26 protein-coding genes are annotated in these 25,691 nt (G+C 66.1%); 16 read left to right on the forward strand and 10 right to left on the reverse strand.

Annotation, left to right across the window (positions count from 1 at the left end; all coding sequences use genetic code 11):
* The first annotated feature begins 3 nt into the window (after positions 1 to 3).
* Complete coding sequence (trpB, locus tag WQQ_RS19505) at positions 4 to 1,227, forward strand: tryptophan synthase subunit beta (protein WP_007186979.1); 1,224 nt, start codon at positions 4 to 6, stop codon at positions 1,225 to 1,227.
* A gap of 76 nt (positions 1,228 to 1,303) precedes the next feature.
* Here the strand turns inward: trpB and WQQ_RS23330 are convergent, their stop codons facing one another.
* Complete coding sequence (locus tag WQQ_RS23330) at positions 1,304 to 1,822, reverse strand: hypothetical protein (RefSeq protein ID WP_007186980.1); 519 nt, start codon at positions 1,820 to 1,822, stop codon at positions 1,304 to 1,306.
* A 191-nt stretch (positions 1,823 to 2,013) separates the two neighbouring features.
* Between WQQ_RS23330 and gyrA the strand changes: the two genes are divergently transcribed.
* The 15 genes from gyrA (at position 2,014) to WQQ_RS19585 (ending at position 18,673) form a co-directional block, all read left to right on the forward strand.
* Positions 2,014 to 4,734, forward strand: coding sequence for a DNA gyrase subunit A (gene gyrA, locus WQQ_RS19515; protein ID WP_007186981.1), 2,721 nt, complete (start codon positions 2,014 to 2,016; stop codon positions 4,732 to 4,734).
* A 222-nt stretch (positions 4,735 to 4,956) separates the two neighbouring features.
* Positions 4,957 to 6,363: an alkaline phosphatase PhoX gene (locus tag WQQ_RS19520; protein ID WP_007186982.1), complete on the forward strand. Its 1,407-nt coding sequence runs from the start codon at positions 4,957 to 4,959 to the stop codon at positions 6,361 to 6,363.
* Between the two features lie 100 nt (positions 6,364 to 6,463).
* On the forward strand, positions 6,464 to 6,697 hold the full coding sequence (locus WQQ_RS19525) for a ribbon-helix-helix domain-containing protein (RefSeq protein WP_007186983.1): 234 nt from the start codon (positions 6,464 to 6,466) through the stop codon (positions 6,695 to 6,697).
* Positions 6,698 to 6,699: 2 nt separating this feature from the next.
* Positions 6,700 to 7,137 (forward strand): PIN domain-containing protein, encoded by a 438-nt coding sequence (locus tag WQQ_RS19530; RefSeq protein ID WP_007186984.1) that lies wholly within the window; start codon positions 6,700 to 6,702, stop codon positions 7,135 to 7,137.
* 60 nt (positions 7,138 to 7,197) lie between these two features.
* Positions 7,198 to 8,280, forward strand: a complete 1,083-nt coding sequence (gene serC, locus WQQ_RS19535) for a 3-phosphoserine/phosphohydroxythreonine transaminase (protein ID WP_007186985.1) — start codon at positions 7,198 to 7,200, stop codon at positions 8,278 to 8,280.
* Between the two features lie 162 nt (positions 8,281 to 8,442).
* Positions 8,443 to 9,624 (forward strand): phosphoglycerate dehydrogenase, encoded by a 1,182-nt coding sequence (locus WQQ_RS19540; protein ID WP_007186986.1) that lies wholly within the window; start codon positions 8,443 to 8,445, stop codon positions 9,622 to 9,624.
* Positions 9,625 to 9,701: 77 nt separating this feature from the next.
* Positions 9,702 to 10,787 (forward strand): prephenate dehydratase, encoded by a 1,086-nt coding sequence (pheA, locus tag WQQ_RS19545; protein WP_007186987.1) that lies wholly within the window; start codon positions 9,702 to 9,704, stop codon positions 10,785 to 10,787.
* Between the two features lies 1 nt (position 10,788).
* Positions 10,789 to 11,961 carry a histidinol-phosphate transaminase gene (gene hisC, locus WQQ_RS19550; RefSeq protein WP_007186988.1) on the forward strand — a complete coding sequence of 391 codons (1,173 nt, stop codon included), beginning with the start codon at positions 10,789 to 10,791 and terminating at the stop codon, positions 11,959 to 11,961.
* Positions 11,962 to 12,831, forward strand: a complete 870-nt coding sequence (locus tag WQQ_RS19555; protein ID WP_007186989.1) for a prephenate dehydrogenase — start codon at positions 11,962 to 11,964, stop codon at positions 12,829 to 12,831.
* Positions 12,828 to 14,168, forward strand: a complete 1,341-nt coding sequence (aroA, locus tag WQQ_RS19560) for a 3-phosphoshikimate 1-carboxyvinyltransferase (protein ID WP_007186990.1) — start codon at positions 12,828 to 12,830, stop codon at positions 14,166 to 14,168. Before WQQ_RS19555 ends, aroA begins: the two co-directional genes overlap by 4 nt.
* 3 nt (positions 14,169 to 14,171) lie before the next feature.
* Positions 14,172 to 14,873, forward strand: a complete 702-nt coding sequence (gene cmk / locus WQQ_RS19565; protein WP_007186991.1) for a (d)CMP kinase — start codon at positions 14,172 to 14,174, stop codon at positions 14,871 to 14,873.
* A gap of 126 nt (positions 14,874 to 14,999) precedes the next feature.
* Positions 15,000 to 16,676: a 30S ribosomal protein S1 gene (gene rpsA, locus WQQ_RS19570; protein ID WP_007186992.1), complete on the forward strand. Its 1,677-nt coding sequence runs from the start codon at positions 15,000 to 15,002 to the stop codon at positions 16,674 to 16,676.
* Positions 16,677 to 16,786: 110 nt separating this feature from the next.
* Positions 16,787 to 17,092 carry an integration host factor subunit beta gene (locus WQQ_RS19575; protein WP_007186993.1) on the forward strand — a complete coding sequence of 102 codons (306 nt, stop codon included), beginning with the start codon at positions 16,787 to 16,789 and terminating at the stop codon, positions 17,090 to 17,092.
* A gap of 95 nt (positions 17,093 to 17,187) precedes the next feature.
* Positions 17,188 to 17,493 (forward strand): LapA family protein, encoded by a 306-nt coding sequence (locus WQQ_RS19580; protein WP_007186994.1) that lies wholly within the window; start codon positions 17,188 to 17,190, stop codon positions 17,491 to 17,493.
* The gene (locus tag WQQ_RS19585; RefSeq protein WP_007186995.1) at positions 17,486 to 18,673 is read left to right on the forward strand and encodes a tetratricopeptide repeat protein; all 1,188 of its coding nucleotides are present in this window, start codon (positions 17,486 to 17,488) and stop codon (positions 18,671 to 18,673) included. Before WQQ_RS19580 ends, WQQ_RS19585 begins: the two co-directional genes overlap by 8 nt.
* 10 nt (positions 18,674 to 18,683) lie before the next feature.
* On the opposite strand, the gene mnmA is transcribed toward WQQ_RS19585, so the two are convergent.
* Genes mnmA through gspH form a run of 9 tightly spaced genes read right to left on the reverse strand, consistent with a single transcriptional unit; the run spans position 18,684 to position 25,633 of the window.
* A complete protein-coding gene (gene mnmA, locus WQQ_RS19590) occupies positions 18,684 to 19,769 on the reverse strand; it encodes a tRNA 2-thiouridine(34) synthase MnmA (RefSeq protein WP_007186996.1) in 1,086 nt (361 codons plus the stop codon).
* A gap of 7 nt (positions 19,770 to 19,776) precedes the next feature.
* Positions 19,777 to 20,244: an NUDIX hydrolase gene (locus WQQ_RS19595; RefSeq protein WP_007186997.1), complete on the reverse strand. Its 468-nt coding sequence runs from the start codon at positions 20,242 to 20,244 to the stop codon at positions 19,777 to 19,779.
* Positions 20,244 to 21,032 carry a type II secretion system protein N gene (locus WQQ_RS23335; protein ID WP_007186998.1) on the reverse strand — a complete coding sequence of 263 codons (789 nt, stop codon included), beginning with the start codon at positions 21,030 to 21,032 and terminating at the stop codon, positions 20,244 to 20,246. The genes WQQ_RS19595 and WQQ_RS23335 overlap by 1 nt, the downstream gene beginning before the upstream one ends.
* Positions 21,029 to 21,553, reverse strand: coding sequence for a type II secretion system protein M (locus tag WQQ_RS23340; RefSeq protein WP_007186999.1), 525 nt, complete (start codon positions 21,551 to 21,553; stop codon positions 21,029 to 21,031). The genes WQQ_RS23335 and WQQ_RS23340 overlap by 4 nt, the downstream gene beginning before the upstream one ends.
* Before the next feature lie 15 nt (positions 21,554 to 21,568).
* Positions 21,569 to 22,792 carry a type II secretion system protein GspL gene (gene gspL, locus WQQ_RS19605; protein WP_007187000.1) on the reverse strand — a complete coding sequence of 408 codons (1,224 nt, stop codon included), beginning with the start codon at positions 22,790 to 22,792 and terminating at the stop codon, positions 21,569 to 21,571.
* Positions 22,793 to 22,847: 55 nt separating this feature from the next.
* Positions 22,848 to 23,822 carry a type II secretion system minor pseudopilin GspK gene (gene gspK, locus WQQ_RS19610; protein WP_007187001.1) on the reverse strand — a complete coding sequence of 325 codons (975 nt, stop codon included), beginning with the start codon at positions 23,820 to 23,822 and terminating at the stop codon, positions 22,848 to 22,850.
* Positions 23,815 to 24,579, reverse strand: a complete 765-nt coding sequence (gene gspJ / locus WQQ_RS19615; RefSeq protein ID WP_007187002.1) for a type II secretion system minor pseudopilin GspJ — start codon at positions 24,577 to 24,579, stop codon at positions 23,815 to 23,817. Before gspJ ends, gspK begins: the two co-directional genes overlap by 8 nt.
* Positions 24,580 to 24,587: 8 nt before the next feature.
* Complete coding sequence (gspI, locus tag WQQ_RS19620; RefSeq protein ID WP_007187003.1) at positions 24,588 to 24,983, reverse strand: type II secretion system minor pseudopilin GspI; 396 nt, start codon at positions 24,981 to 24,983, stop codon at positions 24,588 to 24,590.
* A complete protein-coding gene (gene gspH, locus WQQ_RS23345) occupies positions 24,980 to 25,633 on the reverse strand; it encodes a type II secretion system minor pseudopilin GspH (protein WP_157534804.1) in 654 nt (217 codons plus the stop codon). The genes gspI and gspH overlap by 4 nt, the downstream gene beginning before the upstream one ends.
* Between the last annotated feature and the right edge of the window lie 58 nt (positions 25,634 to 25,691).

A 25,691-nucleotide genomic window follows, 5' to 3' on the forward strand; every position in this document is an offset into this window, starting at 1 on the left:
AACATGACCAACGAAACCCAAGAGCAGTATCAGGATCAGTACCCCGACGCCCGCGGCCACTTCGGCCCCTACGGCGGCCGCTTCGTCGCCGAAACCTTGATGGAGCCGCTGCGCCAGCTCGAGGAGGCCTACGCCAAGCTCAAGCACGATCCGGCCTTTCTGGCCGAACTCGACAAGGACCTGAAGCACTACGTCGGCCGGCCGTCGCCGCTGTACCACGCCGAGCGTCTCAGCGCGGCCTGGGGCGGTGCGCAGATCTGGCTCAAGCGCGAAGATCTCAACCACACCGGCGCGCACAAGGTGAACAACACGGTCGGCCAGGCCCTGCTCGCCAAGCACCTCGGCAAGACCCGCATCATCGCGGAGACCGGCGCCGGCCAGCACGGCGTCGCCAGCGCGACGATCGCCGCTCGCCTGGGGCTCAAGTGCGTGGTCTACATGGGCGCGGACGACGTCGAGCGCCAGTCGCCGAACGTCTATCGCATGAAGCTGCTCGGCGCCGAAGTGGTGCCGGTGACCTCGGGCACGCGCACGCTCAAGGACGCGCTCAACGAGGCGATGCGCGACTGGGTCACCAACGTCGACGATACCTTCTACGTGATCGGCACGGTCGCCGGCCCGCATCCGTATCCGATGCTGGTGCGCGACTTCAATTCGGTGGTCGGCCGCGAAGTGCTGGTGCAGGCGCCTGCGCAGATCGGCCGTCTGCCCGATGCGCTGGTCGCCTGCGTCGGCGGCGGGTCGAACGCGATCGGCCTGTTCTATCCGTTCATTCCGTACACCCAGGTGCAGATGATCGGTGTCGAAGCGGGGGGCGACGGCGTCGAAACCGGGCGCCATGCGGCTCCGCTGTCGGCCGGCAAGCCCGGCGTTCTGCACGGAAACCGCACCTACATCATGGCCGACGACAACGGCCAGATCCTCGGTACGCATTCGATCTCGGCCGGCCTCGACTATCCGGGCGTCGGTCCCGAACACTCCTGGCTCAAGGACATCGGCCGCGTGCAGTACACGGCGATCAACGACGACGAGGCGCTCGCAGCGTTCCACGAGCTCACGCGCCGCGAGGGCATCATCCCGGCGCTCGAGTCCTCGCACGCGGTCGCCCACGCCAAGAAGATGGCGCCGACGATGAGCCGCGATCAGCACATCGTGGTGAATCTCTCGGGCCGCGGCGATAAGGACATCTTCACGATCGCCAAGCGCGAGGGCATCTCGCTGAGCTAGCGCCGCGCCCCGGGTGGAGGAGCCCCACGTAGTGGGGCTCTTGGCGTCGGGAGTCGGCGTTCGCCCAGCGGCCCAGCTAAGGCGTGCCGGCCTTGGGCGCCGCCTCGGTTTCCCATTTCGGCTTTTCGACCGGCTTCGCGGCTTCGGCCATCGGCGCGTCGACCACCGCAGTGGTCGACGGCAGATTCTGCATGTCGATGGTCGCGCGCTCGATCTTGAGGGCCACGCGCTGCACTTCCCCGGCGGCGAAGCTTCCGCCCATGGTGGAGCCGAAGTTCTTGTCCTTGTTGCAATCGTCGATGCCGGTGCGTCCGAGTTCGAGCTTCTGCCGGCCCGCGGGCAGGTGCAGCTCGGCGGTCTCGGCCTCGGCGAGCACGGCGGCCGGCGTGCCGCCGACGCTGACGATGATGAAGCATTCGGAGTCGCGATCGCCGGGCTGGCGCACGAGCACCAGCGTTGCGCCGCCTTCGATCGGATCCTGGTAGGCGAGCAGGCGATCGGCCGGCACCGGGCGGGCATTCAGGGGCTGCTGCGGGGCGCTGGCGCAGGCGCCGAGCAGGGCGGCGGCGCAGGCGAGGGCGATAGGGTTTTTCATTGGATTGAAGCTCGTCCTTTTCATGGGTGACGCGGCCGTCAGTAGCAAAACTCGGCCCAAGTTCTCGTGCCTCACTAATAAGGAGTGCGCGCCCGACTGCCCGTGTTACAATTTAGCGGATATTATTTACTCCTCCCTTTGGACCGCGCGCGGTGTCCGGACCCTGATCCGTCACGCCGCCGAGCCTGCTTATGACCGAATTCGCCAAGGAAGTTCTTTCCGTCAATCTCGAAGACGAGATGCGGCGCTCGTATCTCGATTACGCCATGAGCGTGATCGTGGGCCGGGCGCTCCCTGACGCGAGGGACGGCCTCAAACCGGTGCATCGCCGCATCCTTTATGCGATGAGCCAGCTCAACAACGTCTGGAACCGCCCGTACATCAAGTGCGCGCGCGTGGTCGGCGACGTCATCGGCAAGTACCACCCGCATGGCGACTCGGCAGCCTACGACGCCCTCGTGCGCATGGCGCAGGACTTTTCGATGCGCCACGTGCTCGTCGACGGCCAGGGCAACTTCGGCTCGGTCGACGGCGACCCGGCCGCGGCGATGCGCTACACCGAGTGCCGCATGGCGCGGCTGACCTCGGAGATGCTCGCCGACATCGATTCCGAAACCGTCGATTTCGTTCCGAACTACGACGAGAAGGACGAAGAACCCGTCGTGCTGCCGACGCGCGTGCCGCAGCTGCTCGTCAATGGCAGCGCGGGCATCGCGGTCGGCCTGGCTACCAACATCCCGCCGCACAATCTCTCGGAAGTCATCGACGGCTGCATCGCCGTGATCGACAACCCCGACATCGACATCGCCGGCCTCATGCAGCTGATTCCGGCGCCGGACTTTCCGACCGCAGGCCTGATCCTCGACGCGCACGGTCTTGCCGAAGCCTATGCGACCGGCCGCGGTCGCATCGTCATCCGCGCTCGCACGAGCTTCGAGACGGTCGGCAACGACAAGCAGGCGATCATCGTCACCGAGCTGCCGTACCAGGTGAACAAGGCGCGCCTGCAGGAGCGCATCGCCGAGCTCGTCAAAGAGAAGAAGATCGAGGGCATTTCGGAAATTCGCGACGAGTCCGACAAGGACGGCATGCGCGTCTACATCGAGCTCAAGCGCGGCGAGAACGCCGACGTGGTGCTCAACAACCTGTTCCAGCAGACGCAGCTGCAGGTGACTTTCGGCATCAACATGGTCGCGCTCGACGGCGGCCAGCCGAAGACGCTGTCGCTCAAGAGCCTGCTCGAAATCTTCGTGCGCCATCGCCGCGAAGTGGTCACGCGCCGCACGCGCTATCTGCTGCGCAAGGCGCGCGAACGCGCCCACATTCTCGAAGGTCTGGCGGTGGCGCTCGCCAACATCGACGAGATGATCGAGCTGATCCGCAGCTCGCCGAATTCCGCCGAGGCCAAGCAGCGCATGATGGCGCGCACCTGGGATGCCGGGCTGGTGACGACGCTGCTCGCAGCGGCCGACTCCTCGGTGTCGCGCCCCGAAGATCTGTCGCTCGAGTTCGGCATCGTCGACAACGAAGGCCAGGCGGTCTATCGGTTGTCGGACGCGCAGGCTTCGGCGATTCTCGAAATGCGCCTGTCCCGCCTGACCGGCCTGGAACAGGACAAGATCCACGACGAGTTCAAGGAGCTGCTCGCCTCGATCCTCGACTACCTCGACATCCTCGCTTCGGAACCGCGCCTGCTCGGCGTGATTCGCGGCGAGCTGCTCGCGATCAAGGAACAGTACGGCGAGGAGCGTCGCACCGAGATCACCACGGCCGCGCTGAACATGGCGCAGGAAGATCTCATCGCGCCGATGGACATGGTCGTCACGCTGAGCCACGAGGGCTACGTGAAGTCGGTTCCGCTGGCCGAGTACCAGGCGCAGAAGCGCGGCGGCCGCGGCAAGCTCGCGACGGCCAACAAGCAGGAGGACTTCGTCGATCGCCTGTGGGTCGCGCATACGCACGACTGGCTGCTGTGTTTCGGCTCGACCGGCAAGGTCTACAAGCTGCGCGTGTTCGAACTGCCGACGGGTTCGCGCGGCTCGCGCGGCAAGCCCTTCGTCAACCTGCTGCCGCTGGAGCAGGGCGAGAAGATCAGCGCGGTGCTGCCAATCAAGAAGTTCGAAGACGAGCCCGAACAGACGCGCTACATCTTCATGGCGACGCGCCTCGGCACGGTCAAGAAGACCGAGCTCGGCGCCTTCGCCAACATTCGCAGCAACGGCATCATCGCGCTCGATCTGCGCGTCGACGATTCGCTCGTCGGTGTCGCGCTGACCACCGGCAACAACGACGTGCTGATGTTCAGTGACGCCGGTCGCGTGATCCGCTTCAGTGAAAACGACGTGCGCAGCATGGGCCGCACCGCGACCGGCGTGCGCGGCATGCGCCTGGTGCGTCGCGACGAATCGTCCGAGGAATCCAGCGAGGCGCCGGTGATCGATGGCGATATCGAAGTCGCCGAAGCCGCGGAAGACACCGCGCAGGCGCAGATCATCGCGCTGATCGTGGTCTCGCCCGAGACCGAAGGGCAGGCGGCGCCGGACATCCTGACGGTGTCCGAGAACGGTTACGGCAAGCGCACGCCGATCGAGCAGTTCCCGCTGCGGGGGCGCGGTGGCATGGGTGTGATCGCGCAGGCGCTGACCGACAAGACCGGCAACCTGATCGGCGCGATCGAAGTCGGCGACGAGCATCAGGTCATGCTGATCTCCGAATCGGCCAACCTGATCCGGTTCAAGACCACCGACGTGCGCAGCATGGGTCGCAATACGCAGGGCGTTCGCCTGATGAAGCCGAACGCGGGCGATCGCCTCGTGAGCGTCGATCGCATCGCCATCGAAGCCGACGACGAAGCGGCCGCCGACGACACCGCGGCTCCGCTCGAAGGCCCGGCCAACGACGCCAGCGAGTAAGTTGCTTTGCCTCCCTCTCCCTGCGGGAGAGGGCCGAGGACGAGGGCTATCCGCCGCCACGACCCGGATTGCCGATCGCTGCGAAACCCTCGCCCGGCCCTCTCCCGGAGGGAAGGGGAGTTAGAGGGCTGTCGTCATCAAACTGCCGCGTCGCCGTTGGCAAGATGGCGGTTTGGTCGCCGGCGAACGCGTCAGGGGCCTGCAACTCCAGGGAGTCTGTCGATGTCATCGATGCCTGTCGCGCCCGGCGTCTTGAACGCCGAGTCGAACCGCCGCCGTTTCCTCAAGGCGCTGTTCTTCAGTGCCGGCTCGGCGAGTCTGCCGGCCTGGCTGGTCGCTTGCGGCGGCGGGGACGATGATTCCGATGCCGGCGGGCGCGGGGTCGAGGGCTTGCAGGGCCGCTTCGCCTCGCTGGGCCCGCTGCGTGCCGAGCCCGACGCCAACGGCGTGCGCACGCCCGAAGGCTTCTCGACGCGCGTCGTTGCGATCGCGGGCGAATTGCCGCGGGCGGCCGGTATGTCGGCTTCCGGGCCGCGGCTCACGGGCGGCGTCGGCTCGCGGCCCTGGCACATCCTCAACGACGGCGGCGGCGTGATCGCGCGTCCCGGCGGCGGCTGGATCTACGTTTCGAACTCCGAAGTCCCCGGCACCGGCAACCTGTCGCAGCTGGGCTCGCAGTTCTCGGTCCTCGGCAACCTGCTCGAATCGCTGGTTCCGGGGCTCGGCGGCGTCGGCGTGCTGGTGTTCGATGCGGACGGCACGATCGTCGATTCGTACTCGATCCTGCGCGGCACCACGTTCAACTGCTCGGGCTGCATCACGCCCTGGGGAACCTGGCTGTCCTGCGAGGAATTCTCGGGCGGCCGGGTCTGGGAGTGTGATCCGTTCACGCCGGGCCAGGGCGTGCCCAAGCCGGCGCTCGGTTTCTTCGATCACGAGGCCATCGCGATCGATGCGCAGCGTCGCATCCTCTACCAGACCGAAGACCGGCGCGACGGCCGCTTTTACCGCTTCGTTCCGGATGCGGCTGACTGGCCGGCCTCGGCCGCGCGTCCGGCGCTGGAGTCCGGCCAGTTGCAAGCGATGGTCGTCGGCGGCGCCGGCGTCGCGGGCGCCTTGACGTCTCCGCAGCCCGTGAGCTGGAAGAACGTCAACGATCCGCAGCGCGCCCAGGATCAGGTGCGTGACCCCGAAACCGCGGTGTTCGACGGTGGCGAGGGCATCTGGCTGTTCCGCGACGTGGTCTATTTCACGACCAAGAACGACGAGCGCGTCTGGGCCTACGACACGGTGGCCGAGACCGTCGAGGTGATCTACGACCTCGCCACGGCCGAGCCGCCGAACGCCATCCTGTCGGGCGTCGACAACCTGATCGTGACCCCGCAGGGCGACATCCTCGTGGCCGAGGACGGCGGCGACATGCAGGTGGTCGTGATCCTGCCGAGCGGCGAGCTCAAGCCGCTGCTGCAGATCGTCGGGCAGGACATTTCCGAGATCGCGGGCATCTCGTTCACGCCAGATGGCAAGCGCATGTATTTCACCTCCGATCGCGGCGGCCGCAACGGCAGCGGCGGCTACGGGCCGGGCCTGGGCATGCTTTACGAGCTGACGCTGCCGGACACCCTCTGAGGTTCGCGGGCTTTCAAGCAAAAGCGGCGGGCCAGAACCCGCCGCTTTTTTGCGTCAGGATGGTTTCATAACATGTCCTGTTATGTTCTAATTCGCGCCCATGAATTTCAGCCTTCACCTCGACGACGACACGCTCGAACGCCTGAACCGGGCGGTCGAGCGCAGCGGGCAGACGCGTAACCGGCTTATCGGCGTGGCCGTGCGCGAATGGCTCAATCGCTTCGAATCGGCCGACTGGCCACCGGCCCTGCGCGAACACTTCCGCAATCCGGCGCCCGAACTGCAGGCCGGAGTCGTCGACTTCCAGGTCTGGAAGCCGGGCGAGGATCGCTAGCGATGGGCGTGCTGCTCGATGCGACGACGCTCGCCGCGGTCGCCAAGGGGCGGCTGCCGGTGGTGCTCGAACTCGCCAAGCTCAAGCCCGGCGAGGTGAACCTGTCGGTCGTCAGCCAGCTGCAGGCCGAGACCGGGCTGCGGCTGGAGCCTCGGGCGCAGGCGCGATACGGCAGCCTGCTCAAGGATTTCATCGGTGCCGTTCGCGTAATCGACTTCGGTCGCGTCGAGGCCCAGCAGGCGAGCCAGCTGGCCGGCTATCTGGCCCAGCAGGGCGAGACGCTGAGCGGCTTCGAGCTGATCCTCGCCGCGACCGCGCTGGCCCACGGTCTCACGCTGATCACCGACCAGACCCAGCGCTACCTGTCGGTGCCGGGCCTCAACGTCGACAACTGGCTGCGGGCGGGGCGGGCGGTGAGCCAGTCCGGGCCACTGCCCTGATATTCAAAGCCTTCACCGTTGTTCCAACACCCCAGAAACATCCACAAAACGGAGCTTCCCATGAGCCGTATCTTCAACTTCAGTGCCGGTCCCGCCACCTTGCCGCTGCCCGTGCTCGAACAGGTGCAGGCCGAGCTGCTCGACTGGCATGGCTCCGGTATGGGCGTCATGGAGATGAGCCATCGGGACAAGGAATTCACCTCGATCGCGCAGGCCTGCGAGCGCGACCTGCGCGAAGTGCTCGGTGTGCCGGCCAACTACAAGGTGCTGTTCCTGCAGGGCGGCGCGACCGCGCAGTTCTCGGTGGTTCCGCAGAACCTGCTGCGCGGCAAGACTTCGGCCGATTACATCGTCACCGGCGATTGGGGCAAGAAGGCGTTCAAGGAAATGGGCCGCTACGGCCGCGCCAATCTGGCCGCGACGAGCGAGGCCGAGAAGTTCACCACGATTCCCGATCGCGCGAGCTGGAAGCTCGATCCGGACGCGGCCTTCGTGCATATCACCTCGAACGAGACGATCCACGGCGTCGAATTCCCCGATGCGCCCGAGGTCTGCGGCGTGCCGCTGGTCAGCGACATGTCGTCGAGCTTCGCCTCGCGTCCGATCGATGTCGGCCAGTACGGGCTGATCTACGCCGGCGCGCAGAAGAACGTCGGTCCGTCGGGCATCACCATCGTCATCGTGCGCGACGATCTGATCGGCCAGGTGCTGCCGGGCACCTTCGCGATCCACGACTACAAGGTCGTGGCCGAGAACGATTCGATGCTCAACACGCCGCCGACCTTCGCCTGGTACGTCTGCGGCCTGGTGTTCCAGTGGATGAAGAACGAGGGCGGCCTCGCCGCGATCGGCGAGCGCAATGCGCGCAAGGCGGCGCTGCTCTACGACTATCTCGATGCGCAGGATTTCTACCGTAATCCGGTCGCCAAGCCTTATCGCTCGAAGATGAACGTGCCGTTCGTGCTCGCCAACGCCGAACTCGACGCCGAATTCCTCAAGGGCAGCAAGGCCGCGGGCCTGATCGGGCTCAAGGGGCACCGCTCGGTCGGCGGCATGCGCGCTTCGATCTACAACGCGATGCCGGAGGCGGGCGTGGCAGCGCTCGTCGATTACATGAAGGAGTTCGTCAGAACCAAGGGCTGATGCTGACGCCGTTCCTCTCTCCCGCTTGCGGCAGAGATTCCCTCGTAGCGTGGAGAGAGGGGCCGTCTGCACGAGGCGCTCACTTTCCCCCCGCAGCCCCTCTCCCGGTCCTTCGGACCACCCTCTCCCGCACGCGGGAGAGGGGAACATCAGGACGGCACGATGACGACTTTTCGTATCCAGACCCTCAACAACATCTCCCAGCAGGGCCTCGACCGCCTGCCGCGCCCGCGCTTCGAGACCGGCGCCGAAATCGCCCAGCCCGATGCCTTGCTGGTGCGCTCGGCCGATCTGCACAAGGCCGAGATTCCGGCTTCGGTCAAGGCCATCGGCCGCGCCGGCGCCGGCACCAACAACATCCCGGTCGCGGCGATGACCAAGCGCGGCGTGCCGGTGTTCAACGCGCCGGGCGCCAACGCCAATGCGATCAAGGAGCTCGTGCTCGCCGGCCTGCTGATCGCGGCGCGCAATCTCGCGCCGGCGCTCGACTTCGTGCGCAAGCTCGATAGCGACGACAAGGCGATGCACGAAACCGTCGAAGCCGGCAAGAAGAAGTTCGTCGGCATGGAGTTGCCGGGGCGCTCGCTCGGCGTGATCGGGCTCGGCGCCATCGGCGTGAAGGTCGCCAATGCCGCCGTCGAGCTCGGCATGGAAGTCTGGGGCTTCGACCCGGCGATGACGGTGCAGAACGCCTGGAAGCTCGATGCGCGCGTCAACCAGGCACTGTCGGTCGACGAGGTCATTTCGCGATCGCAGTTCCTGAGCCTGCACGTGCCGCTGATCGAGGCTACGCGCGCGCTCGTCAATGCCGATCGCATCAGGCGCCTCAAGCCCAAGGGCGTGGTGCTCAATTTCGCGCGCGAGGGCATCGTCGACGAAGCCGCCGTCATCGAGGCGCTAAACGAGGGCCGCCTGCAGGCCTACGTCTGCGACTTCCCGTCGAACGCGCTCAAAGGGCATCCGCGCGTGGTCGCGCTGCCGCACCTGGGCGCCTCGACCAACGAGGCCGAGGACAACTGCGCCGTCATGGTCGCCGACCAGCTGCGCGATTTCCTCGACACCGGCAACGTCACCAATTCGGTGAACTTCCCCGAAGCGGTGCTCGGCCTGCTGCCCGGCAAGCACCGGCTCTGCATCGTCAACGAGAACGTGCCGAACATGGTCGGGCAGATTTCGACCGCGCTGGCTCGCCGCAACCTCAACATCGCCGACCTGCTCAACAAGTCGCGCGGCGACCTCGCGTACTCGCTCGTCGATGTCGATACCTCGATTCCGGCGGCGGTGGTCGATGAGATCGCGTCGATTCCGGGGGTGATTTCGACGCGCGTCATCTCCGCGCGCTGAGCGCAGGCCAGGCCGCCGACGAGTCCCCAGCCCGGCCGGCTTGGCGTATCCTTCGCGTCCTTTTTGCGATCCCGACCATGAAACCGACGACGCTTCCCGAAGCCCGAGTCCGCATCGACGCTCTCGACGAGCAGATTCAGGGACTCATCAACGAGCGCGCCCGGGTGGCCGAGGCGATTCGCGACATCAAGGCCAAGGCCGGCGACGTCGGCGACCATTACCGCCCGGCCCGCGAGGCCGAAGTGCTGCGCAAGGCAATGGAGCGCAACGCCGGCCCGATCTCGAACGAGACCATGGCCAAGCTCGTGCGCGAGATCATGTCGGCCTGCCTGGCGCTCGAATCGCCGCTCACGGTCGCCTACCTCGGCCCGGAAGGCACCTACACGCAGGAGGCCGTCTACAAGCATTTCGGCCATGCGGTCGAAGCGCGCGCCAAGCGGGCGATCGACGAGATTTTCCGCGACGTCGACGCCGGCCATACCGCCTACGGCGTGGTGCCGGTGGAGAATTCGATCGGCGGCGTCGTCACCAACACGCTCGATGAACTCGCCTCGGCGACGCTGACGATCTGCGGCGAGGTGCTGTTGCCCGTGCATCACCATCTGATGGCCAAGGTCGATCGCATCGACCAGATCAAGGTGGTGTTCTCGCATGCGCAGTCGCTCACGCAGTGTCGCAACTGGCTGCATCAGAGCTTGCCGCACGCCACGCAGGCGGTGGTTGCGAGCAACGGCGCGGCGGCCCAGCAGGTCGCCGAAACCGGGCAGGGCGCCGCCATCGCGAGCAAGGCCGCGGCCGAGCGCTACGGTCTCAACGTGCTCGCCAGCAACATCGAGGACGATCCGTCCAACACCACGCGCTTTCTGATCATCGGCCGCAAGCTGTCCGACCCGACCGGCCGCGACAAGACTTCGCTGGTGTTCTCGGCGCAGAAGGGCGCGCCGGGCGCGCTGTTCGAACTGCTGCAGCCGTTCGCCAAGGCCGGCATCAACCTGACCAAGCTCGAATCGCGTCCTTCGCGTCGCGCGGCCTGGGATTACAACTTCTACGTCGACATCGACGGCCATTGCGAGGACGCGCAGATCAAGCCCGTGCTCGACGAAATCCGCTCGCGCGCGGCGCTGTTCCGCGTGCTCGGCTCTTACCCTCAAGCGGTCATCTGACATGTCCGAAAATACGACGGCCGCCGGCGCGGCCTCCGAAAACCTGTTCCGCAACGCGCTGCCCGGCATCCTGTCGCTGCATGCCTACACGCCCGGCATGCCGATCGAAGAACTGCAGCGCAAGCTCGGCATCGCCGACGTCATCAAGCTCGCCTCGAACGAAAACCCGCTCGGCCCGAGCCCCAAGGTCAGCGCCGCGATCGCCGAGGCCACCAAGGGCAATCTCGGTCTGTATCCCGACGGCAGCGGCCACAAGCTCAAGAACAAGATCGCCGAATATCACGGCATCTCGGCCGACCGCATCACGCTCGGCAACGGCTCCAACGACATCCTCGAGTTCCTCGCGCGCATCTACGCCGGCCCGGGCCGCGCGGTGATGTTCTCGGACTACGCGTTCGCGGTGTATCCGCTCGCCACGCTCGCGCAGAACGCCGAGGCCGTGGTGGTGCCGAGCCATGGCGCCGATCACCCGACGATGCCGTTCGGCCACGATCTGGCCGCGTTCACGCGCGTGCTCAAGACGCGCCCGGACGTGAGCCTGGTGTTCATCGCCAATCCGAACAATCCGACCGGCACCTGGAACACGCCGCAGGAAATCGAAGCCTTTCTCGACAGCGTGCCGCCGCACGTGATCGTCGCGCTCGACGAGGCCTACTTCGATTATCAGGATGTGGAACTGCGCTCCGATGCGCGCGTCTGGCTCGATCGCTATCCGAACCTGCTGGTCTGCCGCACCTTCTCGAAGGTCTACGGCATTGCCGGCCTGCGCGCGGGTTATGCACTGTCGGACGCCAAGGTGGCCGATCTGCTCAATCGCGTGCGCCAGCCGTTCAACAACAACTCGCTCGCGCTGGTCGCGGCCGAGGCGGCGTTGGCCGACCAGGAACATGTGAAGAAGTCGGTCGAGCTCAATGCCAGCGAGCGCATTCGCGTCGGCGCCGAGTTGCAGAAGCTCGGCCTGCGCGTGCTGCCTTCGCAGGCCAACTTCCTGACCGTCGATTTCGGCCGCGACGCGGCGCCGATCCACAAGGGTCTGCTCGAGCGTGGCGTGATCGTGCGCCCGATGGGTTCCTACGGCATGCCGAACTTCCTGCGCGTGAGCATGGGCACCGTGCGCGAGGACGATCGCTTCCTGTCTGCGCTGCGCGAGGTGCTCGCCGAGGGCCAGCGCTAAATGCTGGCGAAGCGGCTTGCGGTCATCGGCCTCGGGCTGATCGGCGGATCGGTCGCCCGCTCGCTGCGCGCTTCGGGCGCGGTCGGCAGCATCGTCGGCTTCGATCCGGATGCGCGCCAGCGCACCGCGGCGGTCGAACTCGGCGTGATCGATGTGGCGGCCGACAGCGCGTCGTCCGCGGTCGCCGAAGCCGATCTGGTCATCGTCGCGGTGCCGGTGCTGCATACGGCCGAAGCCTTCGCCGCGATCGCCCCGGCGCTGCCGGCCAACTGCGTCGTCACCGACGTCGGCAGCACCAAGCAATCGGTGCTCGCCGACGTGCGGCGCGTGTTCGGCGAATTGCCGGGCTGGTACGTGCCGGGGCATCCGATCGCGGGCACCGAGAAGAGCGGTGTCGCCAATTCGCTCGAAGGCCTATTCCGCAAGCATCGCGTGATCCTGACGCCGCATGCGCAGCAGGCGCCCGAAGCGCTCGCCAAGGTTCGCGCGCTCTGGGAGCTCTGCGGTGCGCGCGTCGTCGAGATGGAACCGTCGCTGCACGATGAAATCTTCGCCGCGACCTCGCATCTGCCGCATCTGCTCGCCTACAGCTTCGTCGACACGCTCGCGGGCATCGATCGCAGCGGGCAGATTTTCTCCAATGCCGGCGGCGGGTTTCGCGACTTCACGCGCATCGCGTCGAGCTCGCCGCAGATGTGGCATGACATCGTGCGCGCGAACGCGGCCTCGGTGTCGACGATCCTCGCCAAACAGATCGCCGAACTGCAAGCCATGCAGGCGATGATCGACGGCGGTCGCTGGGACGAACTCAAAACCGTTTTCGAACGCGCGCGCAATGCGCGCGAGCACTATCTGACGCAGATCGAATGAGCGCTTCGCCTCGAACCGAATTCCTCGATCTGGCGCCGATTCGCGCCGCGCGCGGTGAGCTGAAACTTCCGGGTTCCAAGAGCGTTTCGATACGCGCGCTGCTGCTCGCCGCGCTGTCCGAAGGCCAGACGCGGCTGACCGGGCTGCTCGATTCCGACGACACGCGCGTGATGCGCCAAGCCCTGAAAGCCTGCGGCGTATCGCTCGAACAGACCGGCGACGCCTGGCGGGTCGGCGGTGCAGGGCGCTTTCCGCTGCGCGAGGCCGACATCTTCGTCGGCAATTCCGGGCTCTCGGTGCGCACGCTCGTCGCGGTGCTCGCGTTCATGGAGGGCCGTTACCGACTCTCCGGCGTGCCGCGCATGCACGAGCGTCCGATCGGCGATCTGGTCGATGCGCTGCGGCCGCTCGGGGCGCGGATCGCCTACGAGCAGAACGAAGGTTTTCCGCCGCTGCTGATCACACCGGCGCAGGCGCGTACGACGCAGCCCGTGCGCGTGCGCGGCGATGCATCGAGCCAGTTTCTGACCGGCATCCTGCAGTCCGCTCCGCTGCTCGCGCGCGAGCACGAACTCGTCATCGAAGTCGAAGGCGAGCTGATCTCCAAGCCCTACATCGAGCTCAGCATCGCGCTGATGCGGCGCTTCGGCGTCGAGGTGCAGCGCTCGCAGACGGCGACCGGCGCGCCGCGATTCACAGTCGCAGCGGGATCGCGCTATTCGGCACCGGGCAACTTCGCGGTCGAGGGCGATGCCTCGTCGGCGTCCTACTTCCTTGCGCTCGGCGCGCTCGCGGGTGGGCCGATCCGCATACACGGCATGGGCCTGACGACCTTGCAGGGCGATGTGCGCTTCGTCGATGTCGTCGCCGCGATGGGTGCCCATGTGACACAGGGCGACGACTGGACCGAGGTGCGTTCGGCCGGTCTGGCCGCCGGCTTTCGCCCCAAGGCCTTCGACACCGATTTCAACCACATTCCGGACGCCGCGATGACTGCGGCGGTGCTCGCCCTGTTCGCCGACGGCCCTTGCGTGCTGCGCAACATCGGCAGCTGGCGCGTCAAGGAAACCGACCGCATCGCGGCGATGGCGGCCGAACTCGCCAAGCTCGGCGCCGAGGTCGAAGCGGGGCCGGATTTTTTGCGCGTGGTGCCGCCACCAGCGCTCAAGCCGGCAACCATCGACACCTACGACGACCATCGCATGGCGATGTGCTTTTCGCTCGCGGCCTGCGGCGGCGTGCCGGTTCGCATCAATGATCCGGGCTGCGTGGCGAAGACCTTCCCGGATTACTTCTTGCAGCTCGCTGCATTGACCTCCGGATCGACTGCGGGCTGAGAAATGACCTCTTCACTGAACAAGGGCGCGAGCGTTCCCGTCATCACCGTCGACGGGCCTTCCGGCGTCGGCAAGGGCACGGTCTCGCGCGGGCTCGCGGCCCGGCTCGGCTGGCAGCGGCTCGACAGCGGGGCGCTTTACCGCATTCTCGCGCTCGCGGCGGTCGACGCCGGCATCACCCTGAGCGACACCGATGCGGTCGCCGCGCTCGCGGGCGGCCTCGACATCCGCTTCACGGGCGATCACGAGGACAACGAGGCGATCTGGGTCAACGGTCGCGACATCAAATCCGCCGTCCGCGCCGAAGCCACCGGCGGCCTGGCCTCGCAGATCGCAGCCGCGCCGGCGGTTCGCGCCGCGCTGCTGCAACGTCAAAAGGATTTCCGCGTCGCGCCGGGGCTGATCGGCGACGGCCGCGACATGGGCACCGTGGTGTTTCCGGACGCAGCGCTCAAGCTGTTCCTGACCGCGTCGGCCGAGGAGCGGGCCCGTCGCCGGCTGCTGCAGTTGAGGGCCGCCGGGCAAGACGCTATATTGGCAGACCTCTGCACCGAAATTAGCACCCGCGATGAGCGGGACCGCACTCGCACCGTGGCGCCATTGGTGCCTGCCAGTGACGCGATCCTGATCGACACCACGCACCTGAATCCCACGCAAGTGGCTGAGCGTGTTGAAGGTTTAGTCAAGGATCGTGGTTTGCTCTGAAGCATTCCTTCGAGAGCTTTCTAGTTTCGTGAAGCGGTATTGCAGAGCCTGGGCCACAAGCGGAGGCGGCCTTCGATAATTTGACTGACTGCCTTTCTCCGTCGCGGGCAGGATTACCGAGACACCATGAGCGAATCTTTTGCTGAACTTTTTGAAGCCAGCCTGACCGGCGGCCAGTCCATGCAGCCGGGCACCATTGTCCGTGCCATCGTGCTGGAGCTGAAACCCGACGTCGTCATCGTCGACGCGGGCCTGAAGTCCGAAGGCGTGATCCCGATCGCAGAGTTCCTCGTCGATGGCGAGCTGAACCTCAATGTCGGCGACGAAGTGGAAGTGGCGCTGGAAACCGTCGAAGACGGCTTTGGCGAAACCAAGTTCAGCAAGGAAAAGGCCGAACGCATCAAGACCTGGGAGCGCCTCACGAAGGCCTTCGAGGGCAAAGAGACCGTCATCGGCATCATCACCGGCAAGGTCAAGGGCGGCTTCACGGTCGACATCGGCACCGTCCGCGCCTTCCTCCCCGGTTCGCTCGTCGACGTTCGCCCGGTTCGCGATACGTCGTATCTGGAAGGCAAGCCGCTCGAGTTCAAGGTCATCAAGCTCGATCGCCTGCGCAACAACGTCGTCGTCAGCCGTCGCGAAGTGCTCGAAGCCGAGTACAGCGCCGAGCGTGACAGCCTGCTGGCCAACCTGCAGGAAGGCATCGTGCTCAAGGGCGTGGTCAAGAACCTCGTCGAGTACGGCGCGTTCGTCGACCTGGGCGGCATCGACGGCCTGCTCCACATCACCGACATGACCTGGAAGCGCATCAAGGATCCGGCGGAAGTCGTGACCGTGGGCCAGGAAATCGAAGTCAAGGTTCTCAAGTACGACCGCGAGCGTCGCCGCGTGTCGCTGGGCCTCAAGCAGCTGGGCGCCGATCCGTGGGTCGACATCGCCCGCCGCTACCCGGAAAAGACCCGCCTGTTCGGCAAGGTCACCAACATCACCGATTACGGCGCGTTCGTCGAAATCGAGCCGGGCGTCGAAGGCCTGGTCCACGTGTCCGAAATGGACTGGACCAACAAGAACATCAACCCGAACAAGGCCGTCACCATTGGCCAGGAAGTCGAGGTCATGATCCTCGACATCGACGGCGAGCGCCGTCGTATCTCCCTGGGCATGAAGCAGTGCGTGCCGAACCCATGGGAAGAGTTCAGCCAGAACTACCAGAAGGGCGACAAGGTCAGCGGCCAGATCAAGTCGATCACCGACTTCGGCGTGTTCATCGGCCTCAACGGTGGCATCGACGGCCTCGTCCACCTGTCCGACCTCGACTGGAACGACGACGGCACCAACGCCGTTCGCAAGTACAGCAAGGGCATGGAAGTCAACGCCGTGGTTCTGGCGATCGACTCGGCCCGTGAGCGCATCAGCCTGGGTGTCAAGCAGGTTGCGCAGGACCCGCTCACCCAGTTCATGGCTGAGAACACCAAGGGCCAGATCGTCAAGGGCATCGTCAAGGCGGTTGAAGCTCGCGGCGCCAACATCGAACTCGCCGGTGGCGTCGAGGGCTACATCAAGGCCAACGACCTGTCGCGTGAGCGCGTCGAAGATGCGACCAAGGTGCTCAAGGTCGGCGATACGCTGGAAGCCCGCTTCATCGGTGTGGATCGCAAGAGCCGCATCGTGACCCTCTCGGTTCGCGAGAAGGAAATCCAGGAAGAAGCCGAGATCGTGACGGAATACAGCCGCAACGCCTCCACCGGCAAGACCTCCCTGGGCGACCTGCTCAAGGACCAGCTGGGCGGCAGCGGCGAGTAAGCTGTCAGCTGTATCTACCCAAAAAGATTGGGAAAAATCGAAGGGCCGCGCTTGCGCGGCCCTTCTTTTTTATCTATCGTTCATGAAGGGGCGGCCATTTATCAACCTTTATGACGAAGTCTGAGCTGATCGAACGTCTGGCTGCGCGACAGACGCATTTGATGCACAAGGATGTGGAGTTGGCGGTCAAGCTCATTCTCGATCGAATCAGCATGGCGCTGGCGCGGCAGGATCGCGCCGAGATCCGCGGCTTCGGCAGCTTTGCACTGCATCACCGCCCCAGCCGGGTCGGCCGCAATCCCAAGACCGGTGAATCGGTGACGATTCCGGCCAAGCATGTGCCGCACTTCAAGCCAGGCAAGGAAATGCGCGAGCGAGTCAACGAAAAGGCTGAAGAAGACGCCAAGCGCACCTAAACGGTCTCTATAGACCCAGCAGGTCTCATCCACTCCGGCGACCTCGTTCGCCGTGTGGCTCGGAAACGCTGCTCAGACCCCCAGGGACAGCCCTCATGTATCGAGTCCTGCTCACCGTCCTGCTGCTGATCGTGCTGTGTGTCGGCGCGGCGGTCGGTTATTTCAACGCCCAGACCATTCGCTTCGACTATCTGGCCGGGCAGGTCGAACTGCCCTTGATCGCGCTGGTGGTCGCCGAGTTCATCCTGGCCGTGCTGCTGACGCTGATCGTCTGCTCGACGCGCATTCTGTCGCTCAAGTCCGAAGCGCGGCGCCTGCGCCGGCAGCTCGCGGACGCCGAAGCCGAACTCAAGACCTTGCGGGCCATTCCGATCACCGAATCGCCGCTCAAGGATGGTTGACAGCCTGTCGGTCTGGCTGGTCCTGCCGCTGGGCATCGCCCTCGGCTGGTACCTGCGCGCCCGCGGGCCGGCCGATCCGACGCAGCCGGCGAGCACCTCGGGCGCCTCCGGGGTCTCGCCGGATGCGCTCGCAGGCATGAGCCATCTAGTCAACGACGATCCCGATCAGGCCGTGGCTTCCTTGTTGCGGGCGACCGAACTGGACACCCAGGCCGTCGAGCTGCACCTGACGCTCGGCAGCCTGTTCCGCAAGCGCGGCGAGCTCGACCGGGCGCTGCGCGTGCACGAGTCCCTGGCCGATCGCGCCCAGCTGACCAGCGAGCAGATGGAGCGCACGCGCTTCGAGCTGGCCCAGGACTACTTCAAGGCCGGCATGATCGACAAGGCCGAGGAGCTGTTCGAGCAGCTGAGCCATCGCGGGCTGTATGCCACGGCGGCGCTCGAGGCGCTGATCTCCGTGCACGAGCAGAGCCGCGAATGGCGGCGCGCGATCGAAGCGAGCCGGCGCCTGCAGGCCGTCGGCGCCCAGCCGCGCCAGCCCGTCATTGCCCAGTATTACTGCGAGCTCGCCGAACAGGCGCGCATGGGCAAGGACATCGACGAGGCCATTCGCCTCGCCAACCGCGCGCTCGAAGAAGATGGCGGTTGCGTGCGCGCCAACCTCATCCTCGGCCGCCTTCAGGAAGAGGCGAAAGACTTTCGCGCCGCGGTCAAATCGCTGCGCCAGGTTCCCGAGCAGGATCTGCGCTACACGCCCGAGATCGTCGAGCCGCTCATGCGCTGCTCGAAGGAACTCGGCGAACTGCCGGCGTTCCTGGATTTTCTGCGCGAGATCGACAGCGAAACCTCGGCGAGCGCGAGTGCCCTGGCCCAGGCCCAGCTGATGCGCGAAACCGGCATGAACCCGGCGCGTTTCCTGGCCGAGACCTTCTCGGCCTCGCCGAACTGGGCCTTGCTCGAACAGCTGCTGTCGTCGATCGAGCCGCCGGCCGATGAGACCTCGGCCGTGGCGATGAACAATCTGCGCGAAGCGCTCAAGACCGCGGCTGCCGCGCGCAACCGCTACCGCTGCACGAGTTGCGGCCTCGCGCCGGGCCTGCTGTTCTGGCAATGCCCTTCGTGCAAGCAGTGGGGAAGCGTGATCCCGGCCGACGACCGGCTGATTCCGAAAGTCTCGTAACCGACCGGTTTCAGAACGCGCCGGCGATCTCGCCGCCGCCGAGGCATTCCTGGCCGTCGTAGAGCACGCAGAACTGCCCCGCAGCGATCGCGCGCTGCGCCTGTTCGAAGCGCACCTGCACGCCGCCGTCTTCGGCAACGCGAACCAAGCAGGCCTGCAGGATCTGCCGATGGCGGATGCGCGCATGCAGGCGCTCAGGCAGCGGCGAAGGCTGGCGTATCCATTCGAACGGCAGCGTCGTCAGCACGTTCGACATCAGCAGCGGATGCGCGCCGTCCTGCGAGACGCGCAGCACGTTGTTCGGCTGATCCTTGGCGACCACGAACCACGGCGCTTCGCGCGCGCCCCGAACTCCGCCGATTGCCAGGCCTTTGCGCTGGCCGAGCGTGTAGTACATGAGCCCCTGATGCTGGCCGACGACGGCGCCGGCGTCGTCGATCATCGGCCCCGGATTCGGCTTCAGGTAGTGCTGCAGGAAGCTGCGGAACTCGCGCTCGCCGATGAAGCAGATGCCGGTCGAATCCTTCTTGCGATGGTTCGGCAATCCGGCCTTGGCGGCGAGGGCACGCACCTCGGGCTTGGTGAGCCCGCCGATGGGGAACAGCACTTTCTCGAACTGCCGGCGTGCGACCAGGGCGAGGAAATAGGTCTGGTCCTTGTCCTCGGTGACCGAGCGCAACAGGCGCGGGCCATCGGCGGCCGAATGATCGAGCTGTGCGTAGTGGCCAGTGGCGACGAAGTCGGCGCCAAGCCGCAGCGCATGCTCGCGGAACGGCTGGAACTTGACCTCGCGATTGCACAGCAGGTCGGGGTTCGGCGTCTTGCCGGCGGCGTAGTCGGCGAGGAAGCGATCGAACACGCGCTGGCGGTATTCGGCCGAAAAATCGACGCGGTGCAGCGGAATGTCGAGTTCCTCGCAGACCGCCCGGGCGTCCTGGAAATCGTCGGCGGAGCTGCAATAGCCTGCTTCGTCCTCGGTCCAGTTGACCATGAACAGGCCCGAGACGCGGTAGCCTTGCTGTTTGAGCAGCCAGGCCGAGACGGCCGAATCGACGCCACCGGACAAGCCCACGATCACATGCGGCGCTGCACTCACGACAGGCTCAGCGTGGCGCGACGTGCCGGATCAATGACAGCGGATACCGCCGACCGGCACGGTAATCCTCGATGCAGGTCAGCACCGACGGGCTGCGCAGACGCGACGCTTGTTGGACCACTTCGTCGTACGTGAGCCAAACCGCGCGCTCGATGCCGGTATCGAGCACGCGTTCGGGATGGTGCCGGAGCGCCCCGGCGATGAAGGCGAAGCGCACGAACGGATAGGCAAGGCCCTGGGGTTGCCATTCGTAGATGCCAAGGAAGGCGGTCGGCTCGACGTCCCAGCCCGACTCCTCGACGGTCTCGCGAATCGCACCTTCAACGAGCGTCTCGCCCGGCTCCCAGTGTCCGGCCGGCTGGTTCAGCACGAGCTCGCCGGCGATGCGTTCCTCGACGAGCAGGAAGCGGCCCTCGCGCTCGACGATGGTGGCGACGACGATGTGCGGCATCCAGTCCGGATTGGTGGCTGGCATTACTCCGAAACCTCCTGCACGGCCTCGACGGCGGGCGACTCCATCTGGCCTTTGCGGCGGATGTGGTAATAGCCCTGGTTATCCGCCGCGCCGAGCGTGCGCAGCATGTTCACGAGCGGCTGCGGAGCGTCGGCCTTGGCGCGAATCTGCAGGTGCAGGTCGTAGCTGCGGTCGGCGTGCAGGGCTGCTTCGCCCGAGGCGTCGAGCGGGCCACCGAGCGTCTTGATCTTGGCGGCCAGGCCTTCGTCGACCGGCACCAGCTCGGCCTGGAAGTCGCCGATCATCAAGGGCTCGCGGCCGAGCTTCCACGCCAGCCGGTTGAGCGTCAGCGAGCCCTGCGCCTGGGTCGGGAAGCCGTTGTCGAGCACGAGCTTCTGCGCATCGAGGCCAAGCTGGCCGTCGATCGGCAAAAACAGCTTGAGCGCCGCCAGCAGCGGCTTCACCGAGCCACTCGCGCGCAGGTCCGACAGGCGCACGCCGCCGGTGACCGGCAGCGCCGCGTGGCCTTCGAGCACCAGACCGTCGCCGCTGCCCGAGAAATCGAAGGCGGCACGGCCGATCAGCAGCTGCCAGACGCTCATGGTCCAGCGCAGGTCGCGCACCGCAGTTTCGCCGCGCACGACGACGCCGGCCGCCGAACCCTGCTTGAGCGTGCCCGCGACGCCGCGCAGCTCGACCGTCGAGCCTTCGGGCTTGAGGTAGCCGTAGACCACTGCCAGCGGGGCGTACATCACCAGCGAGTAGAGGAAGACCAGCACACCCAGCAGAATCGGCCAGCGCTTCTTCATCCTTTGTTCCGGGTCAGCGACAGGCGGGCGTCGACGAGGCCCACGCTGGGTTGGGCTTCGATGTCGAGAGACTGCACGGCAATGCCGTAGCGCGTCTGCAAATCGGCGAGCCAGCGCACGAGGTTGTCGAACGGCACGTCGTCGAACCAGATCTTCACTTCGGTATCGCCTTCGGGTTGCAGGCGTTCGGGCGCCTTGCCGAGCGAGCCGGCCTTGGTCGACTGATCGACCGCGGCGAGCAGCGACATGTTGCGGCCCTGCTGCGCAGCGCCGGTCTTGCGGGCGGCGCCGCTCACGGCCACCGCAGCCGCTTCGAGGCGGCTGGCGAGCGCGCGTGAGGAATCGAGCGCCTCGAGCCTGCTGCGATGGGCGTTGGCGAGCGGCTCGACAATGCTCAGGTAGATCACGGTGAGCAGCAGGGCAATGCCGCCGCCGCCGACGATCCAGCGCTCGCGCGGGCTGAGCGCTTCGAAGCGCACGCGCCCTTGCTGCAGCAAATCCCGGAGTTGTTGATTGGCCATGTGCGCTCGCGATTCTCAGACCGGTGTGAGCTTGACGCGCACCTGCACGCCTTCGGTGCCCGCGTCGGCGGACTGCACTTCGAGCGTCGCCGCGCGCTGCGAGGCGAACCACTCGCGCAGCCGCTCGACGACCTGCAGATCGGACGCCTTCATCGCCACGAACAGGGCGCCGTCGCGGAACTGCAGGTTCTGCAGCTTGAGCCCCTGATTGGCGCCAACCGCCTGCGTCATCACTTCGAGCAGCGGGAATACACCCGCATCCTGGCCCGAGCCCTTGAGCGCGCGCATCTGCTGATCGAGCTGCACCTGCAGGTCGACGATGCGGGTTTCGTTCGGGAACAGCGCCTGGAAGCGGGCGAGGTTAGCCTGATCCTGCGCGCTGAGCTGCTGGCCGAGCCGCCAGGTTTCGATGCCGTAGATCGTCGCCGATAGTGCGATCGCAACGACCGCGAGAATCGCGGCGGCGCGCCAGGGCTTCCAGTAGCGATCGAGATCCTGCCGTTGCGAATACTCGCCCTGCAGCAGGTCGATCGCCTGCGACAGCTGCAGATGCTGGGCGAAAACTTCGAGCGGCCAGTGATAGCCCGGCAGCAGTTCGAGCGGCCAGTCGATGCGGCTGTAATCGAGCCCGGCGTTGCTGAGCGTGAGCAGGCGCAAAGCGCGGCTCTTGTCCGGATCGCCCATCAACAGATAGCTCGTCAAATCGTCGGGCGCGCAGTGGAAGCCCGAGAACGGCGCATTGCGAACGACGACCTGCTCGGCCTCGCAAAGCGCGCTCCAGCGACCTTGATCGGCGTCCCAGGGCAGGGCCAGCGTGTCCGGCACCAGGGCTTCGAGGCGCAGGCCGCGTTCGCGGAACGGCGCGGTCCAGGCCCGCATGAGCTCGTCGGCGACCACGGCCACCGGATGACTGCCGTCGGCCTGGCGCGGGCCGAGCGCGAAGTGCAGGGTGTCGATATCCTCGGCGAGCTGTTCCTCGAGCTGATACGGCGCGGCCTGCAGCACCTTGGAGGCCTGCCGGGCCGGCACCGTGACCGAGGTCAGCCGCACATCGGCGCCCGGCACGAAGACGATGAGCCGGCGACCGGCAGCCTGCTGCAGGGCGGCTTCGAGCGTGCCGTGCTGGACGCTGCTCAGGCCCGAACGGTCGGCCGGGGCGACGGCGAACTCCACCGGAGCCGCGATCAGCGCGTCGGGCGGTACGCCCGAAGGCAGGCGAATATAAAGAATCTCTCGCACGCGGCTGAGTCGCTTGGGTTGATCGAATGACGTGGAAATGAAGTTGGCGGCTGCACTATTCGCTGTCTGTGCTGCGCATCAGCACCAGCGGGGCGCCCGCCTGGGGGCGATAGTACAGACTGTATATTGCCACATGAGAATTACCGATATTCGCGTCTGCACGGAGCTGGAAGAACTGGCTCCCGGTGCCGAGCATGCCGATATCCACATCGTTGCCGGTGAGCGCTCCGCTGTTGGTCAGCTCGCCGATATTCTCGATCGGCTTTTCCGCCCGGCTGCGAATGAATTCCTCGAGCGACGGGCTCGGCTGCGCGGCGAGCGCGCGCAGCACGGGCTCCGGCGCGGTGTTGACGTTGATCGTCGTCCTGAGCGGCAGGGCCGAGACATAAGGCAACAGCGCCCGATAGATTTCGGGCGTCACGCCTTTGACGGCCATCAGTTCGGTGACGCTCATCATCGGCCGGTTCGCGGTCCGATACGGCGGCTGTCCGCTCCCGCGACTGTTGCCGAGGTACTCGTTGTCCTCGGCGCCGTCGTAGGGCGTGGGGTTCTGATCGCGGTCGACCCAATCCTTGATCGCCTCCGAAATCGGACGGGCGAGCGCCGGCTCGATTTCGAGCTGTTCGAACAGGCGGATGAAGACGGTCTGCCATTTCTTGAACGCCGCTTCGCTGTCCTGGCCGGCCGCATCGGCGAAGCCGAAATTGTTGAGGTTGAAGCGGCCCTGCATGTCGGAAATCTGTCCGGCCAGAAAGCCGTTTTCGATCGGAAGGCCGGCCACCGGCTGCGCCCAGATGTCGCTCAGCGCATCGAGCTTGTTCATGCGCGCGTCGCGCTGAAGAATGCCCTTGACCCAGGCTTCGACGCCGGTCGCGTACCACCAGGCCTTTTCGGTCTCCTGCAGCGTCGAGGTGCGCTGGATGCTCATGCTGCCGGCCGACAGGATCGCGGTGGCTGCGATCACGGCGAGCGAGACGATCAGGATCGCGGTGATCAGGGCGATGCCGCGCTGGCGATGGGGGCTATTCACTGCCGTTCCCCTCGCCCGTATCGCCGCCATTACCCGACCCGCCGCTTCCGCCACTACCTTCGTCTCCGCTCGAGTTGTTCCCGGCGGGCGGCGGCGGTGGTTGTCCCTGCAGATTCATGTTCGCCGGCATCGGCTCCGCGCCCGGCTTGAACAGGAACCGCAGTTCACCCAGATCGGCGGTGACGAGCGTGAGTTCGATCGCCAGCGGTGGTGGCGGGTCCTGCCGAGCCGGGTTCTCGCCGCTTTGCTGTTGCAGTTGCTGCTGGGGCCACTGGTCGACCCACTCGCGCTCCTTGTCCATGTAGCGCAGCCGCAGCTCCTTGACCTGGTCGAGAAGCACCGTGCGCACCGGCTCGCTGTCCTGCGCCCGGTCGAGCACGCGATAGCTGATGCGCTGCAGCTTGTCTCCGTCGAGAGCATAGCTCACGCGCTCCATGCTGCTGCGCTTGAGAAACAGCGGGTTGCGCCAGCCTCCGCGTGTGAGCTCGACGACCTGCTCGCGCGCGCCGCGGATCGAGGGTTGCACGTCGCCGAAGTTGTCGCGGATCGGGCGCGGGACATAGTTCTGGAAGTCCGAGCGCATGCGCATGTAGGCCTTCTGCAGATCGGCCGTGCGCTTCATCGAGGCTTCGATCGAGACGCGCGTCTTGAGCACGCTGTTGAGTCCGCCGTAGGCCATCGCCGCCATGATGCCGAAGATCAGCACCACCAGGATGACTTCGATCAGCGTGAAGCCGCGGCTGCGCGGTGCGCGCATCGAAGGGCTCATCGGTTGACGAAACTCGTCAGCGAGGCCAGTACCGCATTGCCCTTGGGATCGTCGGGCGCGATCACGTCGACATCGATGCGCCGCAGCTTGTCGTCCTGCGTCTGCGTCACCGTGGCCCGCCACTTCCATTCGATGCCGGCCATCTTGGCCTTGCCGTCGGTCTTGCCGACCGAAGGCCAGGCCTGATCGAGCGCGAATTCGGTGAGCCGGTTGTGCGCCACCCATAGGGCGACGGTTTTCTGCCGCAGATAGCCCGCATTGGAGGCGTAGCGCGACATGCCCGAAATCACCGCGCTGAGCGCCAGCGCGAGCACCGAAACGGCGACCAGCACTTCGACGAGCGTGAAGCCTTTCGCGCGGCGCGCAGCGGCAGGCGGATGGACGTGCTTCAAGAGCGCGCCTGCTGCCGTTCGAGCTTGCAGCGGCTCAGGACGTCGCATTCGAGGCGGTAGTACGCCGGATAGTTCTTGAGCTTGAGATCGATGGCGAACTCCGAGGCGTCGCCGCTCGACAGCAGGAACACCTGCGGCTTGGGGCGGTTCTTCGGTGAGGAATTCAAGTCGAGTTCGGCGTCGCTCTTTTCCTTCGCTTTCTTGTCCTGCTCGGCCAGCTCGTGCTCCTTCGCCCGATCGACCTCGATCGGTTTGACCTTCTGTCCCTCGACCCAGAGTTCGAGATAGAACGGCTCGGCGATCTGCCGCGGCCGCAGGATGCCTTCGCCGATCGGCTGCCAGAGGCCCTGATTGTCCTGTGCGAGAAATTCGAAACCTTCGGTGGTGGAGCGAATGCCGATCTCGACGCCTTGCACCTGCGCGGTTTCGGCCGCGTAGGCGACGAGCTGTTCGAGGCGCCTGGATTCGTTCTGCAGCCGATCGTCGACCGAGCGATTGCCGATCGACAAGCTCGCGTACGTGGCGAGGATGCCGATGATCAGCACCACCACCATGACTTCGATCAGCGTGAAGCCACCCTGGTGTCTGCGAGCCCCGATCTCGTTGCGCCGGCGGTCGGCAAGATCGCCGAGCGCCATCCGGAGCGGCAATTCAGGGTGTTTGACGGACTCCAGCCCGTCCGTCCTTGGCCGGGCGTTCGACGACGCA

The sequence above is a fragment of the Hydrocarboniphaga effusa AP103 genome (assembly GCF_000271305.1).
GTDB classification, from domain to species: Bacteria; Pseudomonadota; Gammaproteobacteria; order Nevskiales; family Nevskiaceae; genus Hydrocarboniphaga; species Hydrocarboniphaga effusa.